Annotated in this window: 13 protein-coding genes; 7 read left to right on the top strand and 6 right to left on the bottom strand. The window is 75.0% G+C overall.

Annotation, left to right across the window (positions count from 1 at the left end; translation table 11 throughout):
* Positions 1–87: 87 nt before the first annotated feature.
* The 3 genes from AC060K_RS04690 to AC060K_RS04680 all read left to right on the top strand — a co-directional run bounded on the left by AC060K_RS04690 (position 88) and on the right by AC060K_RS04680 (position 2405).
* Complete coding sequence (locus AC060K_RS04690; protein WP_483764294.1) at positions 88–567, top strand: RrF2 family transcriptional regulator; 480 nt, start codon at positions 88–90, stop codon at positions 565–567.
* A 91-nt stretch (positions 568–658) separates the two neighbouring features.
* On the top strand, positions 659–1090 hold the full coding sequence (locus tag AC060K_RS04685) for a carboxymuconolactone decarboxylase family protein (protein WP_483764293.1): 432 nt from the start codon (positions 659–661) through the stop codon (positions 1088–1090).
* A 10-nt stretch (positions 1091–1100) separates the two neighbouring features.
* On the top strand, positions 1101–2405 hold the full coding sequence (locus AC060K_RS04680) for an FAD-binding oxidoreductase (RefSeq protein WP_483764292.1): 1305 nt from the start codon (positions 1101–1103) through the stop codon (positions 2403–2405).
* A 102-nt stretch (positions 2406–2507) separates the two neighbouring features.
* Here the strand turns inward: AC060K_RS04680 and AC060K_RS04675 are convergent, their stop codons facing one another.
* The 3 genes from AC060K_RS04675 to AC060K_RS04665 form a co-directional block, all read right to left on the bottom strand.
* A complete protein-coding gene (locus AC060K_RS04675) occupies positions 2508–2726 on the bottom strand; it encodes a helix-turn-helix domain-containing protein (RefSeq protein WP_483764291.1) in 219 nt (72 codons plus the stop codon).
* The gene (locus tag AC060K_RS04670; RefSeq protein WP_483764290.1) at positions 2726–3223 is read right to left on the bottom strand and encodes a DUF2975 domain-containing protein; all 498 of its coding nucleotides are present in this window, start codon (positions 3221–3223) and stop codon (positions 2726–2728) included. Before AC060K_RS04670 ends, AC060K_RS04675 begins: the two co-directional genes overlap by 1 nt.
* Before the next feature lie 74 nt (positions 3224–3297).
* Entirely contained in the window at positions 3298–6861 is a 3564-nt protein-coding gene (locus tag AC060K_RS04665; protein ID WP_483764289.1) for an ATP-binding cassette domain-containing protein, read from the bottom strand.
* A gap of 70 nt (positions 6862–6931) precedes the next feature.
* Here AC060K_RS04665 and AC060K_RS04660 point away from each other — a divergent pair, with 70 nt between their 5' ends.
* On the top strand, positions 6932–7924 hold the full coding sequence (locus tag AC060K_RS04660) for a TIGR03557 family F420-dependent LLM class oxidoreductase (protein ID WP_483764288.1): 993 nt from the start codon (positions 6932–6934) through the stop codon (positions 7922–7924).
* Positions 7925–8025: 101 nt separating this feature from the next.
* Complete coding sequence (gene cofE / locus AC060K_RS04655) at positions 8026–8802, top strand: coenzyme F420-0:L-glutamate ligase (RefSeq protein WP_483764287.1); 777 nt, start codon at positions 8026–8028, stop codon at positions 8800–8802.
* A gap of 21 nt (positions 8803–8823) precedes the next feature.
* Here cofE and AC060K_RS04650 read toward each other — a convergent pair whose 3' ends face one another.
* Genes AC060K_RS04650 through AC060K_RS04640 form a run of 3 tightly spaced genes read right to left on the bottom strand, consistent with a single transcriptional unit; the run spans position 8824 to position 14485 of the window.
* Positions 8824–12243, bottom strand: coding sequence for an ATP-binding protein (locus AC060K_RS04650; protein ID WP_483764286.1), 3420 nt, complete (start codon positions 12241–12243; stop codon positions 8824–8826).
* A complete protein-coding gene (locus AC060K_RS04645; protein WP_483764285.1) occupies positions 12240–13022 on the bottom strand; it encodes a DUF4194 domain-containing protein in 783 nt (260 codons plus the stop codon). Before AC060K_RS04645 ends, AC060K_RS04650 begins: the two co-directional genes overlap by 4 nt.
* Positions 13019–14485, bottom strand: coding sequence for a DUF3375 family protein (locus AC060K_RS04640; protein ID WP_483764284.1), 1467 nt, complete (start codon positions 14483–14485; stop codon positions 13019–13021). The genes AC060K_RS04645 and AC060K_RS04640 overlap by 4 nt, the downstream gene beginning before the upstream one ends.
* A gap of 272 nt (positions 14486–14757) precedes the next feature.
* On the opposite strand from AC060K_RS04640, the gene AC060K_RS04635 reads away from it, so the two are divergent.
* Positions 14758–15027 (top strand): helix-turn-helix domain-containing protein, encoded by a 270-nt coding sequence (locus tag AC060K_RS04635; RefSeq protein WP_483764283.1) that lies wholly within the window; start codon positions 14758–14760, stop codon positions 15025–15027.
* 175 nt (positions 15028–15202) lie between these two features.
* Positions 15203–15892: a YdcF family protein gene (locus AC060K_RS04630; RefSeq protein WP_483764282.1), complete on the top strand. Its 690-nt coding sequence runs from the start codon at positions 15203–15205 to the stop codon at positions 15890–15892.
* Positions 15893–15894 lie beyond the last annotated feature (2 nt).

Below are 15894 nucleotides of genomic sequence, written 5' to 3'. Positions count from 1 at the left end.
CACAGCCTGGAACGGTCTGCCGGAGCATCCGTTGACCGGGCGGAGGAACCCGGATAGTTTGTGTCCAGGTTCGGGGAGGAGGGTGCCATGAAGATGAGCGAGGGCGTCGAGTGGGCGGCGCACGTGTGCATCCTGCTGCACTGGCTCCAGGCCGACGACGCCACCCCCGTGCCCGCCGCCCGCCTCGCGGAGGCCTACGACCTGCCCGCCCCCTACCTCGTCAAGCAGGTCCAGGCGCTCACCCGCGCCGGGATCACCGAGTCGGTCGCCGGGGTGCGGGGCGGGGTCCGGCTGGCGCGCCCCGCCCACGAGATCTCGCTGATGGACGTCGTCAGCGCCGTCGAGGGGCGGGCGGAGGCGTTCGTCTGCACAGAGATCCGGCAGCAGGGCATGAATGCGGACCGCCCCGCCGCCGACTTCCGCGCGCCGTGCGGGATCGCGTACGCCATGCGCCAGGCCGAGCTGGCCTGGCGGCGCCATCTCGCGTCCGTCACCATCGCCGACCTCGCGGACTCGACCCCGCCGAGCGTGCCGCACGACGCGCGGCGGCACTTCTCCCGGGCCTGACCTGCACGAGGCTGCGCACCAGGCGAAGTCCTGGCCGCAGCGCCGTCGAACCAAAACTGGACACCGGATATCCACTATCGAAGGAGTGACAGTGACCCGCACCTCCACCCGCAAGGCCTCCCCGCAGACGTACCGCGCCCTCCTCGCCCTGGACCAGCGCATGGCCGAGTCGCTCGGCGACGAGCTCTACGGGCTCGTCAAGCTCCGGGCCTCCCAGATCAACGGCTGCGCCTACTGCGTCGACCTGCACGCCACCCACCTCGAGCAGGGCGGCCTGCCGAGCCGGACCCTCCACGGGGTCGCCGCCTGGCAGGAGAGCCCGTTCTTCGACGAGGCGCAGCGCGTCGCCCTCGCGTTCACCGAGGCGCTCGCAGGCGGGATCGGGCCGGTCGACGACGACCTCTGGGACGAGGCCGGCCGTCTGCTCGGCGAGGAGCGCCGGGCCGACCTGGTCGTCGCGGTCGGCGTCATCACCACCTGGAACATGTCCGGCATCACGACCCGGCTCCGGCCGGCTGCCTGAGGAGAAGCGCATGACCACCCTCGACACCCTGCGTCCGCGGCTCGCCGGCGCGATCCACCTGCCTGGCGACGACGTCTTCGACGAGCGGCGGCGACCCTGGAACCTCGCCGTCGACCAGCCGGTCGTGGCGGTCGCAGAGCCCGAGAACGCCGACGACGTCGCCGCCCTCGTCCGGCACGCCCGCGCCTCCGGCCTCACCCTGTCCCTCCAGGCGAGCGGTCACGGCGCGTCCGGTGGCACCGACGGCACGGTCCTGGTCCGGACCCACCGCCTCGACGACGTCGAGGTGCGGCCCCGCGAACGCGTCGCGCGTGTCGGCGCAGGTGCGCGCTGGGGCGACGTCCAGGCCGCTGCGGCCCGCCACGGCCTGACCGGGCTGCCCGGCAGCTCGCCGGTCGTCACGGTGGCGGGCTACACGCTGGGCGGCGGCCTGAGCTGGTTCGGGCGGGCGCACGGCTGGGCCGCGGACGCCGTCGTCGCGCTCGACGTGGTGGGGGCCGACGGCGAGCCCCGCCGCGTCACGGCCGACTCCGACCCGGACCTGTTCTGGGCGCTCCGCGGAGGCGGAGGCGACTTTGCCGCTGTCACGAGCCTGGAGCTGCGCCTCCACCCGGCGCCGGAGGTGTTCGGCGGGCGCATGCTGTGGCCTGTCGAGCGGGCAGCCGACGTCCTGGCCGCCTTCCGGCAGGTGGCGACCTCGGCGCCGGACGCGCTGACCGTGTGGTTCGAGCTGCTGAGCTTCCCGGGCGCGGACCCGGTGGTGGCTGTCGACAGCGTGCACCTGGGTGAGGAGGGCGAGGCCCGAGACCTCCTGGCCCCGCTCGACGCCGTGGCCGGGCGGCTCTCCGACACGCGCCGCACCCTGGGCGCGGACGAGCTCGGGTCCATCACCGCCGAGCCCACGGAGCCCGCTGCCGGGCGTTCGCGTACGGAGCTGCTGACGGACCTCGACGACGTCGTGGAGCGGGTCCTGCTCGCCGGCCAGCATGCTCCCCTCCTCGCTGTGCAGGTGCGCCGCCTCGGTGGCGCGCTGGCCCGGCCGTCGGACAGCCCCCACGGTGCGCTGGCCGAGCCGTACGCGCTGTACCTCTTCGGCGTTCCGTTCACGCCGGAGGCCGGTGCTGCCGTCCGGTCCCGGCAGCAGGAGATCGTCACGGCGCTCGGCGACCGGGTGAGCGGCCGCAAGCCGTTCACGTTCCTCGCGCCGGGCGAGTCGGCCGCCGCTGCTTTCGGGCCGGAGGAGCTCGCGAGGCTGCGGGCGATCAAGGCCGAGCGCGACCCACGGGGGGTGTTCCGGAGCAGCTTCCCGGTCTGAGCCGGGGGCCGACATCGGCCCCCGGCGTGATCGGTAGTTCGGTGCGTGCTCGGCAGTTCGAACTGCCGAACACGCACCGAACTGCCGAACGCACGACTCGCCCTACCCGGCCTCGCCGTCCGGCTCCCAGCGGAGCAGGTCTCCCGGCTGGCAGTCGAGCACCTCGCACAGGGCGGCGAGGGTGGTGAAGCGGACCGCCTTGGCACGGCCGTTCTTCAGGACCGCCAGGTTGGCCGGAGTGATCCCGACGCGGTCCGCGAGCTCACCCACCGACAGCTTGCGCCGGGCGAGCATGACGTCGACGTCCACCACGATGGGCATCAGATGACCTCGTCGAGCTCGGCCTTGAGCTGGGACGCCTCCGCGTCCCGGTCGACGGCCTGCTTGAGCAGGGCGCGCAGCACCAGCACCACGAGCGCGACCCCGAGCACCGCGAGGGACGCGATGCAGATCAGGAGCACGATGCCCGGCGCGGCGGCCTCGCCGGGTGCGAGCACCACGGCGAACGCGAAGACCAGGGCGGCCGCCGCGACGACGGCGCCGATGATCACGTCCACGTACCGGAAGGCCGCGGGGGAGAAGACCGTGCCCCACTTCACCATGGTCGTCAGCCGCCACACGCAGGCCAGCACCACCTCCACGGCGACCATCCCCAGCACGATGATCGTCAGGACCGGTGCCTTCAGGTACGCGTAGTCGGGATTGAGGTCGTTCATGTCGGTGCCGATCAGCGGCACCATGACGACCTGGATGAATACGGCGCCCAGGAAGAGCGCCGCGAGGACGATCCGTAACGCGAGGACTGTCAGTTTTCCCATCGGGGCTCCTTCGATCGAGTCACGAGAGGAATCTATCGAAAAACGATAGGCGGGGCAAGCCTGGCGGCGGAAGGTCACCCCGCGAGGTGCGACCAGTCGCCCTGGAGCGCCGCCCACGGACCCACGGCGGCGACCCGTCCCGCCTCCACGACGACGACCCGGTCGGCGGCGGCGAGGGTCGCGGCGCGGGACGTCGAACCCAGCACCGTCGCCCCCGAGGCACGCAGCCCCGCCCAGACCTGGGCCTCCGTGGCGGCGTCGAGAGCCGAGGAGACGTCGTCGACCACGAGCAGGTCGGCCCCGGTCGCCAGAGCGCGCGCGAGGGCCAGGCGCTGGACCTGGCCGCCGGAGAGCCGCACCCCACGGTGCCCGACGAGGGTGCCGAGCCCGCCCGCCGCCTCGACGTCCGGCCCGAGCGCCGCGTCGCGGACCGGCCCGGCGACGGGTCGCTCGGCATGGTCCAGGCGGACGTTCTCCTCGAACGTGCCCGAGACCACCCGCGGCACCTGGGCGACGTAGGCCACGTGCGGCGGTCGCAGGAACACCTCGCGGTCGGCGTCACGCACGTCGTCGCCGTTCCACCGCACGGACCCGTGCAGGTCGACGAGACCCGCCAGCCCAGCCAGCAGCGACGACTTTCCCGACCCGACAGCTCCCGTGACCAGCACCAGCTCTCCGCGGTGGATCGTCAGGTCCACGCCCGCCACGCCGACGGTGCCGTCGTCGTGCACCGCGGACGCCCCGCGCAGGGAGAGCCGTTCCAGCCGGGAGGCACGCCGCACGGGCGGTTCCGGTGCGGCTGCTGTGCCCGCGTAGAGGTCGACGTCGTCCGGACGCCGCCCGAGCCGGTCCGTCCCGGCGACGCGCGACGCGACGTCGAGCCACCGCCGCGCGACGGGCGCCTGCGTCGCCATCCAGCCCAGGTCGTTGCCGATCCAGCCGAACCGGCCGATCGCCGTCGTCACGACGAGCGTGGTGAACAGCGACCACGAGCCCGCCACGTGCAGCGCCCACGCGACCACCGTAAGAACCTGGGTGACGACGCGGGGCGAGAGCGAGATCGCGAACGTGGTCAGGTCCTCGCGGAGCGCCGCGCGGACGCGCCGGGCGTCGACCTCCGCGACGCGGCGGAGGACCGCCGGGACCGCTGCGGCGAGCTTGATCGTGCGGACCGCGTCGAACGCCGAGCCCAGCAGCCGGCCCAGCTCGGCCCGCGCGTCGCCGGCCTCCCGCGCGGAGCGTGCGACGGCGCGCCGTCCTACCACCGCCGTGACAAAGGTGACGGCCACCGCCGCCGCCCCGAGCGCCGTCGCGGCCGCGCTGTCGGTCGTGGCCGCGAGGACCCCGACGGACAGCGGCAGCAGGACCAGCTCCGCCCAGTCCCAGGCGTGGGACAGGAGCCGCCCGTCCTCCTGGGCCCGCGCGGTGATCTCCCCAGGCGCGTCGCGCGGGTTCCGGACCTGGGCGGTCTGGCCTCGCAACAGGTCGAGACGCAGGCGCGCCCGGGACTCGGCCCACCACCGCACGTTGAGCCGGCGCATCGCGGCGGGCAGCAGCGAGTTGGTCAGGATGGCCGCGACGATGCCGGCGGCGAGCAGCCACGGGGCCCCGCCGTCGTCGAGCCCGGTGACCAACGACGCCCACAGCCAGCCCGTGACCAGGCCGCCGGTCGCCAGGTAGGTGACGGGCCCCCAGAGCATCAGCATCCCGAGCACCCACGGCCAGCGTGCCCGCAGCACCTCGCGGATCGCCCGGGTGAGGGACGGGCGAGGCCCCGCAGCCCGGTCAGCGTGGGGCCCGCGTCGTGCCCTGCCGCCCGACGGCGGCGGCCCGGCCGGAGGGCCGCCCTCCGGGAAGCCGTCGTCGAGGCCCGCTGCCGCGAGCAGGCGGGCGAAGTGCCCGTCGCCCGCTGCGAGCGTGTCCCACGGGCCGTGCTCGACGACCCGTCCGTCGTCGAGCACGACGACCAGGTCCGCGTGCCGCACCGTCGACAGCCGGTGCGCGACCACGATGGAGGTGCGGCCCGCGAGCAGGGTCCGCGTCGCCCGTGCCACCCGCTCGCCCGTGGCGGGGTCCATGCGCGCGGTCGCCTCGTCGAGGATCACGACGGACACGTCGCGGACGAGCACGCGCGCGCAGGCGACGAGCTGTTCCTCGCCCGCGGAGAGCGTGACGCCGCCCGGGCCCAGGCGAGTGTCCAGGCCCTCGGGCAGCTGCGCGGCCCAGGTGCGCAGGCCGAGCGCATCGAGCGCTTCCTCGACCCGCGCTCGCGGCACCGGCGCGTACAGGGTGACGTTCTCGAGGAGGGTCCCGGCAAGCAGCTCGGTCCGCTGCCCGACGACCCCCACGTGGCGCCGCAGGTCCTGCAGGTCGAGGTCGTGCACGTCCACGCCGCCGAGCAGCACGGTTCCCCGGGGCGGCTCCACGGCACGGGACAGCAGCCTCGCCAGCGTCGTCTTTCCCGAGCCGGTGCGACCCACCAGCGCACAGGTGGCCCCCGCGGGGAGGCGCAGGGACACCGGCCCGAGCGAGAACCCGCCGTCGTACGCGAAGGAGGCCTCCCGGAGCTCCACGTCGACACCGGCCCCCGCGGGCGCCGGGAACGGCCGCCCGCCCGCCGGCTCCTGCTCGGCCTCGCGCAGCGACCTGACCCGCTGCAGCGTGCCGAGCGCCTGCTCGATCGCGGGCATCATCCCGGCGAGCGAGTCGACGCGGCCGGTGAAGCCGGTGACCAGCACCCACACGGTGACCAGCTGGGCGACGTCGAGCCGCCCGCCCACGACGGCCCACGTGCCACCCACGACCACGGCACCCACGAGGGCGTCGAGGGGCAGCTCGATCCGCAGCCGCACGCCCCCGAACACCTCGGCCCAGCGGTCGCGCAGGGCCAGCCACCGGCCCGCCCGCTCGGCGTACCGGCGCAGCGCGAACGGCTGCCCGAGCGAGGTCCGCAGGTCGTCACGCGCCGCCACCGCCTCCTCGAGCTGCGACACGTGGTCGGACTGGGCCGCCTCGGAGTCGCGCTGGATCGCCTTCAACGGCCTGGAAGCGCGCCGCGCGAGCAGGATCACCGAGGCGGCGACCAGCGGGAACGCGACCCACGCCGGCCACCACGTGATCCCCGCGACCACCCAGGACACGACCGCGACGAGGACGGCCCGCCCGGCGTCGACCCCCAGCCACGCGATGCTCGACGTGAGCGTCGCCGGGTCGTCGTCCACCCGGTCCAGGAGCTCGCCCACCCCCTGGTCCTCGAGAGCCGCGAGCGGCTGCGAGAGCACGGCGGTCACCAGCTCGGACCGCAACGCAGTCTCGGCCCGCGCCGCCGCCCGCTGGACGAGCAGGGTGGTCACGGCGTCGGCGCCGATCGCCACGGCCGTCACCACGGCGAACGCGGTCAGCGCCGCACGCGTCGGCGCCGCGGCGAGCTGCCCCGTCAGCACCGCGAGGAACGACGACGCCCCGGCGCTCAGCAGCGCCGCCGGGAGCACCACGGCCACGGTGCGGACGACGAGCGGCCGCCAGCCGGCCCGGGACCAGCCGGCCCGGGACCCGCCGGCTCGCGAGCCGGGCCAGGGCGCGCCGGACCGCGGCGCGCCGGGCCGGCGCGCGCGTGACGCGGAGAAGCTGTGCGGCATGCCTCACACCTTCCCAGCCGCCACCCACACGGATGCACGGCGAGGACGCTTCGCGGCTTAAGGTCGCACTGTGGTGACCATCGGCTACGCCGCGATGCTCGAGCAGTTCCATCCCCGGGAGGCGGTGGAGCTGGCGGCGTTCGCCGAGGCGAACGGGTTCCGCGGCGTGATGGCCGCGGACCGCTTCCAGCCCTCGGTCCCTCAGCAGGGCCACGCAGGCTTCGTCTGGAACGTGCTCGGTGCCCTGGGCGAGCGCACCGGGGGAGACCTGGGCGTGGTCACCGCACCCACGTTCCGGTGGCACCCCGCCCTGGTGGCGCAGGCGTCGGCCACGCTGGCCGCGATGAACCCGGGGCGGCACTGGCTTGGCGTGAGCAGCGGTGACGCGCTCGACGAGCATGTCGTCGGCGGCTACTGGCCTGAGGCGCCCGAGCGGATCAACCGCATGTTCGAGGCGGTCGAGATCGTCCGCAAGCTCTTCACCGGATCCCTGGCCGGGCGCGACGTCAAGCACGCCGGGCAGTTCTACCGGCTTGAGTCCACGCGGCTGTGGACCATGCCGGACGCGCCGCCCGAGATCCTCGTCGCCACCGCCGGCCCGGTCACCGCCCGGCGAGCGGGCCGCCAGGCCGACGGCCTGATCACGATGGGCGCCCCGCCCGACCGCGTCGAGCTCCTCTTCGCGCGGCTGGCCGACGGTGCCCGCGAGGCCGGCCGTGACCCCTCCGCGCTCACCCGCGTGCTCCAGCTCCACCTGTCGTGGGCGCCGACGCACGAGCAGGCGCTCGCGAACGCCCTGACGGAGTGGCCGAACGGCGGCATGCGGTTCAACCGCTCGGACATCCGGTCACCGCACGACCTGGCGCAGCTCGCGCGGCACGTGCGGGCCGAGGACTTCGAGGGCCGGCTCCTGGTCAGCGCCGACCCGGACGAGCACCGGGCGGCGGTCCAGGGCTACCTCGACCTCGGGTTCGACAAGGTGTTCCTGCACAACGTGGGCCGCAACCAGCGGGAGTGGATCGAGACGTTCGGGCGCGAGGTCCTCCCGAAGCTGTCCCGCTGAGCCGTCCCTCGCGCGCGAGACCTTGTCAAGGCCGACGGTCCCCGGGACATGCGGGTCCGGCCGGTGCCTCTCACCGGGGCCCGCCGGGGGAGACTACGTGCGTGCGACTCACCGTCTGGGCCCCTGAGGGCCTGCCCGAGATCCAGCCCGGCGACGACCTGGGAATCCTCATCGGCGACCTCCTCGCGAAGGAGGGCCTCGAGGACGGCGACGTCGTGGTGGTCACGTCCAAGATCGTGTCCAAGGCGGAGGGACGCGTCGTCGCCGCCGACGACCGCGAGGACGCCATCACCGCCGAGACGGTCCGTGTCGTCGCGACGCGCGAGCGGCCCGGGCTGCCGCCGCTGCGCATCGTGGAGAACCGGCTGGGGCTCGTGATGGCGGCGGCCGGCGTCGACGCGTCGAACACCCCCGAGGGCACGGTGCTGCTCCTGCCCGAGGATCCGGACGCGACGGCCCGGGCGATCCGCGCCGCGCTGCACGAGCGGTTCGGGCTGCGCCGGCTGGGCGTGGTCGTCACCGACACCGCCGGACGGGCCTGGCGCGAAGCCCTCGTCGATATCGCCATCGGCGCCGCGGGCGTGCGCGTCGCCCACGACCTCCGCGGCGGGACGGACAGCTACGGCCGGCATCTCTCGGTCACGGTGACCAGCGTGGTCGACGAGATCGCGTCCGCGAGCGAGCTGGTGCGCGGCAAGGCCACCGGGCGTGCCGTGGCCGTCGTGCGCGGCCTGGCGCACCACGTCACGGCCGACGACGGACCCGGCGCGCGCGCCCTGGTGCGCCCCAGCGTCGACGACCTCTTCCGCGAGGGCTCGGCCGAGGCCTACGCCCGCGGCTACGCCGACGGCGCGGCGGCCAACCCGCCGAGACAGTGACGTCGTCGTCCGACGACGGCACTACCTCGCGGCGTCCCGTGTGACGTCGGCGTCCGCCGCGTCCCACGGCGGCAGCACCGCCTCGTCGTCGCCCGACGACGCGTCCGTGGCCGGGCCGGTGCCCGGCACCGCGGCCGCGGCCTCCACCGGCGCCAGCTCCACCACGTCGATCCGCGAGTCGCGGAAGTCCCGGCACGTCGCGAGCCCGACCCCGCCCACGTAGTCCTCCAGCGTCTGCAGCAGCTTGAGCGGCGTCGCGAGGATCATGTGGAAACCGAACGCGCGGAACACGTCCATGGCGGTGCGCGTGAACTCCGTGTCGGCCTTGTCGAACGCCTCGTCGAGGATCACGGACCCGAACGCCGGCACGTCGTCCTCACCTGGCGCGAGCTGGTAGCGCAGCGCCGCGGCCAGGCAGAACACGACGAGCTTCTGCCGCTGGCCGCCGGACAGGCCGGCGGAGGAGTCGTGCACGTCGAGGACCATGCCCTGGCCGTCGACCTCCACGCCGGTGAACCGGACGTGCCGTCGCGTGTCGAGGCACAGCGTCCGCCAGGCGCGGTCGGCGGGCTCGGCGGAGCCCAGCCGGCGCATCAGCCGCTCCAGCACGGCGAAGGAGCGCTCGGCGGCGTCCATGTCGTCGAGCGCCCAGGGCACCGACAGGGCGTCGAGCTCGGTGAGGAACCGGTCGACCACGGCGGGCCGCCGCTCCTTGACGCGGATCTGGAGGTAGCGCCCGGCGTCGAACGGCGACCGCAGCAGGGAGGCGTTGACGGGCGTGATGCGCTCGCGGATCTCGGCGCCCGCCCGGCGCACCTCGGCCGCGAGGCGTTCGAGGTCGCGCTGGGACTCGTTCGCGAGGAGCCCCAGGAACGTGGTCTCCAGGGACGGCAGGCGCTGGGTGCGGAGGGCCTCGAGCACCGCGAGGTAGCGGCTGCGGTCGTTCACCTGGTCGGTGAGGTCGCGGGCCACGGCCGGCCACCGGCGACGGAACTCGCCGAGGAGCGCGACGATCTCGCGCTCGGCCGCCCCCGCGCTCCGCAGCCCGGCCTCGCGCTCCGCGTCGATCCCTCGCGCGACGCGCAGGGAGACGTCGTCGATGGTCTCGTGCGTGACGTCGGGGGCCAGGTCGTGGTAGCGGCGCTCCAGCTCGGCACGGTGGGCGAGGGGGAGCGGCGGGAGCGTCGTGCCGCCGAGCTCGGTGACGACGCGCTCCACGGCCCGCCGGTGTGCGCGGGCCTCGGCGAGCAGGTCGGCCGCGCCGGAGGCAGCCTGGCGCGCCTCGTCGAGCCACCGCTCCGCGTCACCGACGTCCTTGGAGGCGGAGACGAGGTCCTGCGTGCCGTTGAGGAGCGCGTCGAGCTCGTGCTGGGCTTCGACGAGGAACCGCTCCGCCGTGTCGATGTCGACGTCGGCCCAGTCGCGCCGCTCCACCTGCCGCAGGGCGGTGCGGCGGCGCTGCTCGGTGCGCTCGGCCCGTTCGGCGGCTGCGAGGGCCTCCTCCGCAGCCTCGGCCTGGGCCTCGACCTCGGCGGCGACGGTGAGGAGGTGGTCGAGCTTGTCGTCGCCGTCCCAGCCGAGCACCCAGGTCGCCGGGTCGCCCACGGTGGTCGTGTCGTCCTTGACGAGCCGGTCCCCGCCGGCGACGAGGCCCTCGAGCGTGACGGCCGGGCCGTCCAGGTCGAACCCCGTCAGCGAGGCGACGCACCGGTAGTCGTACTGGTCGGACAGCCGCCGGTGCAGCCACCCGGCCATCGGCCCGTCCTTGACCTCGATCTTGTGGATCAGCGAGTCGGCGGCGGCAGGTCGCGGCGCGTCGACGCGCACGCCCACCACCTCCACCTCGAGCCGGGTCCCGAGGTCGGCCGCGTCGAGCGCCGCGGCAACCACGTCGCGGTGCGCGGCGGGGACCAGCAGCGTGGTCGCGAGGGGCCGCAGCACCCGCTCCAGGGCTCCCTGCCACTCGGCGTCGAACGAGCGGACGCGCATCAGCTCGCCCGCGAACGGGAGCGCGGCGGTGCTGAGCCCGGTGGCCTCGCACACCTGTGCCCGCGCGGCCAGCAGCGCGGCGCCCATGGCGGTCCCGCCGTCGCGCAGCGCGTCCAGCTCAGCCGTGAGGGCGTCCTTGCGCTGCCCGACGACGGCGCGCGCCTCGTGCGCCCGCCGCACCTCACGCCGGGCGTCCTCGAGCGTCGAGTCGCCACCGGACAGCACCCGGCGTGCGGTGGCGCGCAGGGCGGCGAAGTCCTCGAACGACGCCGGGAAGTCGAGGCCCGCGTCCGCGAGGTCCTCGGCGAGCTCGGCGCGCCGGTTGCGGACGAGCGCCGCCACCTCGCCGGCCCGGGCGAGCCGGTCACCCTGGGTGGCGAGCGCCTGGCCGCCGCGGGTCTGCAGCACGAGCAGAGCCTGCTGGTGCGCGTTGCTCGCCTGGAGCACCTCGGTGTCGGCCGCGTCGCGGGAGTGGGCGGCGAGGTCCTCGGCCTGCCGTGCGTCGGCCAGCGCCGTGCGGGCGAGCTCGAGCTTCCACGTCTCCTTGAAGGTCTCGAGCGACCCGCGCAGGCCGGCAGCCTGCACCGCGGCGGCGGCGCCCTCGTCGTAGGCCCGGGCGAGGGGGACCAGCCGGGCGAGGTGCTGCTCCTGGCGCCGGGCCTCGAGCAGCTGGGCGTGGGCCTGCGCCAGGTCGCCGAACTGCTCCACGGCGGCCTCGGCGAGGTCGAAGGTGCGCGGCTCGTCCAGCACGCCGCGGAAGAGGTCGTCGAGGCTGCCGAGGTTCTTGGCCGACTGCGTCCGGTGGAGCAGCACGAGGGCGTTCTCGCCCTCGATGCCGAGGGCCTCGGTGAAGGCAGCCGTGAACGACCGGTGCCGGTCGGTCACGCCGGCGGACGGCCAGCGCGACGCGATGCCCGCGGCGTCCAGCCCCGACCGGGCGAACGGCTCGAGGTCGAGGAGCCCGAGGTCGTCGGCGAGCAGCACGTGCAGCTGCTCGACCGCCGTCGCCGTCCGGCCGACGTGGAACAGGGTCACGAGCGTGACCACGCCCGAGCCGCCCTCACCCGCGGGCACGCCCTGCTCGTAGCGCAGCAGGACCCCGCTCCACGTGGTCCCGGGGCGGAGGTGGTCGGCCACGACCTCGCCGGTCGCCTCGTCGGTGCGGTGCCGCCACGCACCACGCACGTACCCGAGCACGTCGCGGTCGGCGGCACGAGGCTCGGCGCCGGCCGCGGCGGCGCCGGCCGCCGCCGCGTTGAAGCGCAGGCGGGCCGGGGGAGTCAGCACCGCCGCCACTGCGTCCACGAGCGACGACTTGCCCGATCCCGAGTGGCCCGTGACGAGGAAGCCCTCGCGGGCGACGTCGACCCGGTGGTGACCGGAGAACGTGCCCCAGTTGACGACCTCGATCCGCGCGAGTCGCCACTGCCCGGGGTGTGTCGTGGCGGTCATGCGCCCTCCTTGGCGAGTCGTGCGTACTCGGCCTGGACGGCCGCCACCTCGTCGGCGCCGAACAGGACCCGCAGCACGGGCGAGACCTCGTAGCGGTCGGCCCCGGTGGGTTCGAGGAGGCTGCGGTCGACGAGGCGCGCCCAGGACGCGTCGAGGAGCTGTACGAACTCCGTGGCGTCCACGCCCGCCCGTCGCCGCAGGCCGGCGAGCGCGTCGCCCACCCCGGCGCGCGACACGACCGTGCGCTCGCCCGCCGTGTCCAGCAGGCACCCGCGCAGATGGAGCAGCACGGCCGTGTCCAGGAACGTCAGCGGCTGCTCGCGCACCGCCGACGTGGTGGCGCCGTTCGCCGCCCGCACGAAGGCGACCTGGGTGTCCACGTCGAGCACCAGGTCGAGGTACAGGTCGGCCAGCCGCGACCGGACCTGCTCCTCGTCGGCCAGCAGTGCGCGCCAGGCGGCGGGGTCGCGGTCGGCGGAGAGGTACGGGCCGCGCACGAGCAGCGCGAGCGCGCTGCGGGTCGCGGCACGGAGCGTCCCGGTGTCCCCGGCCCAGAGGGCCGTCACCTCGTCGCTGCCCGACGGCGGTCGTGCGGCCCCTGCGCTCGTCCCGCCGGCCGTCGTGGGCACCCGGGCGCCCCCGGCCGGCGGCGGGCCGCTCGGGGAGGGCGAGCGGGCGCCGCCCTCGCCGTCGGGCACCGAGGGAAAGGTGCCCGTACGGACCGCGGTGAGGCGGCCGGTGGGCGGGCTGCCCGGGCGGGATGCGCTCAGTTCGGTCATGGGACGAGCTCCTCGAAGAGGTGGCGGGGCACGGTGGCGCGGCGGGGTCCGGCCTGCGTGGTCCAGGAGACGTCCTCGTCGCCGGGGGCGCGGCGGCCGTGCCGTTCGGCGAGGACGAGCAGGCCCACCACGCTGGCGAGCCCCTGGCTGGCCGGGTGCTGGGCGAGCACCTGCCCGACGGAGGCGGCGCCGGACCGGGCCACCGTGTCGTTGACCTGGGCGCGCAGCTCGGTCACGTCGATCTCGGACGCGCGCGCCAGCTGACGCAGCACGGTGGCGTCCACGCGGGTCGTGCGGCCGGAGTGGCTCACGACGGGCGGCGCCGGCTCGGCATCCTCCGGGTGGTGGAGCGTGAGCCCGGCGGGAGTGGCGGGGTCGGCGGCGCCCACGGCGAGCGTGAGCCGCGTGGGGCTCCCCAGCGGGATCGCCTCCGCCGTGCCGAGCGAGGCGTGCACGGCCTCCCGGAGCAGACCGTGCAGCGCCTGCTCTGCGGTGGGGGCCTGCGCCCGGAGGCGGCGGACCAGCCCTCGCCGGAGGGCGGCCAGCGTGGCCACCGCGTCGTCGGTGGCGGCCTCGAGCTCGGGGACGAGGCGGCGCAGCGCGGCCGACTCGGCAGGGGTGAGGCCGATCCGGGAGGGGTCGAGCAGAGGCGTGGGGTCGAGGTCGGCGGCGTGCTCGCGCAGGGCCCTCCTGACCGCGGCGACCGTCCTGCCGGGTGCCGACTCCGCGAGGTGGTCCACGCCGCGGAAGAGGTCGTCGAGCACGGCGTCACGGCGGACGGTGTCCGGGGCGGACCCCTGGGCCTCGGTGAGACGACGCCGGAGGCCGTCGTCGGCGCGTTCCAGCTCGGCGACGGCGCGGGCGAGCCCGGCGGGGACCGCGGCAGCGACCGACAGCAGCTCGCGGACCTGCTCGGCCGCGTCCTCGCGTGCGAGCACGGGGGCGTCGCCGTGGCGCACGCGGGCGATCTCGGCGTCGACGCGGTCGCGCTCCGCCTGGAGGGCGGCGAGCCGGGTGTCCCGGTCGGGCTCGGTGGCCGTGGCCACGCGCCGCAGGCCGTCGGCGACCAGGGCGAGCCGGGCCGGGGTGGCGCGCGGGGGAGGGGCGTGGAGCTCGGCGGCGAACCGCAGGGCGACCAGGGCGCCCTCCGACGGTTCGAGCACCTCTGCGGCGCTGCCGCGGGTGCCCCGCGTGACCGTGCGCCGGACCAGGATCCCGTCGGTCAGCCACTCGTGGACCAGCTCGGCGGCGCTCGGGAGGTCGGCATCCTGGTGCCGGAGCAGGTCGAGCTCGTCCTCCAGGAACGCGACGAGCTCGGGCTCGGGCAGGCGTCGTGCGCCCTCGTCGAGGCAGCGTGCCAGCAGCGTGACCGCCACCGGTGCGTGGCGCGACCGCAGGAGCACCCAGGCGGGGTGCTCCTGTGCCAGGCGTCGTGCGTCGCGCGCCGCGGTCAGCGTGCTCATGACCGCAGAGAGTATCGGCCCCGGATGGACATTCTTGACCGCGTCCTGGGCTTGGGCGGGTGAGAGCGCTGCGGCCGGTCGGCCGAGCGCGGGGCGCGACGAGGACGACACGCCGCGTGGCGCTGTGAGCAGGGCAGATGCCTGACTGTTCCGGTGGACGCGCGGAACTGCTCCTAGAGGAATAGAGTGCTAGCCATCACAGGGTCTGCCGGGACGATGCCCCTCCGGCGGGCCCTGTCGTGCGCTCAGGACCTCTTCGGACGGAGCCCCACGTGTCCAGGACCGCTACCTCCCGTCAGCCCGTCGGCCCGCCAGGAACCACTGGCGAGCTCATCACCCGCCTGCGCCTCTCGCGCGGGCTCAGCATGAGCACGCTCGCCCGCCGTGCGGGCGTGCCCACCTCCACCATCAGCCGCATCGAGACCGGACGTATGCAGCCCAGCCTCATGATGCTGCGCCGGATCGCCGCTGCGGCGGGCTTCCGGCTCGTGGTCCGCGTGACCGACTCGCCCGACGGCAACCACTGGGAGGTGTGTCTCTGAAGGCGGCACATGTCCTGCCGAGGGTGCCGCGTGCGCTAACTTGTCGAAGCATGCGCCACCCTCACGCGATCCTGGGCCGGGTGAATGTTCGCCCCGCCCCGGGATCCGGGCTCCCGGCGAGGTGTCACGTACGCCCCCTCGTGCTAGCCAGTGCTTTGAGCCGTATGGTCCCCATATGCCGACCGTCATGATCCCTGGCGACGTGCGGGCCGATGTCGAGGTGCTGTGGGACTACCACGACCTGAGGCACGAACCGCGGCCCGTCGACGTCTGCATAGGCCTCGGCGGCCACGACCTCGGCGTCGCGGAGCACGCGGCCGAGCTCTACCACCGGGGGTACTTCCCCCGCATCGTGTTCACCGGGGCGAACGCCCCCACCACGCTCGACGCCTTCCCGTCGGGGGAGGCCGTGGGGTACCGGGACCATGCCGTGGCTCACGGGGTGCCGGCGGATGCCGTCATCGTCGAGCCCCGGGCGCGGAACACCAGCGAGAACCTCGAGTACAGCCGGAAGAAGCTCGCCGAGGAGCAGATCGAGGTGCGTTCCGTCCTCCTCGTGACCCGGCCCTACCAGCAGCGCCGGGCCTACGCCACGTGCCGCATGGTCTGGCCCGAGGTGGAGGTCTACTGCGCCTCGCAGCGGCTCCCGCTGGACCAGTACGTGGACTACATCGGTGACGTCACGCGCGTCATCGACATGATCGTGGGCGACACCCAGCGGCTCACGCTCTACGCCGAGAAGGGCTTCATCGCGCAGCCCGAGGAGGATGTGCCGGACGACGTGCTGCTGGCGTTCGACCGCCTGGTCGCCGCCGGCTACACGAGCCGCCTGGTCCCCGAGGCCTGCGACACGGTCGCTGTCTGACC

The sequence above is a fragment of the Antribacter sp. NEAU-D49 genome (assembly GCF_057158775.1).
The sequence above is the reverse complement of the archived record's forward strand: the minus strand, read 5'-3'. Positions and strand labels throughout refer to the sequence as shown.

Coding starts and splice junctions, on each gene's coding strand:
- AC060K_RS04680 (WP_483764292.1), top strand. CDS start 1,101: ATGACCACCCTCGACACCCTGCGTCCGCGGCTCGCCGGCGCGATCCAC.
- AC060K_RS04650 (WP_483764286.1), bottom strand. CDS start 12,243: ATGACCGCCACGACACACCCCGGGCAGTGGCGACTCGCGCGGATCGAG.
- AC060K_RS04645 (WP_483764285.1), bottom strand. CDS start 13,022: ATGACCGAACTGAGCGCATCCCGCCCGGGCAGCCCGCCCACCGGCCGC.
- AC060K_RS04670 (WP_483764290.1), bottom strand. CDS start 3,223: ATGGGAAAACTGACAGTCCTCGCGTTACGGATCGTCCTCGCGGCGCTC.
- AC060K_RS04640 (WP_483764284.1), bottom strand. CDS start 14,485: ATGAGCACGCTGACCGCGGCGCGCGACGCACGACGCCTGGCACAGGAG.
- AC060K_RS04665 (WP_483764289.1), bottom strand. CDS start 6,861: ATGCCGCACAGCTTCTCCGCGTCACGCGCGCGCCGGCCCGGCGCGCCG.
- AC060K_RS04675 (WP_483764291.1), bottom strand. CDS start 2,726: ATGCCCATCGTGGTGGACGTCGACGTCATGCTCGCCCGGCGCAAGCTG.
- AC060K_RS04630 (WP_483764282.1), top strand. CDS start 15,203: ATGCCGACCGTCATGATCCCTGGCGACGTGCGGGCCGATGTCGAGGTG.
- AC060K_RS04690 (WP_483764294.1), top strand. CDS start 88: ATGAAGATGAGCGAGGGCGTCGAGTGGGCGGCGCACGTGTGCATCCTG.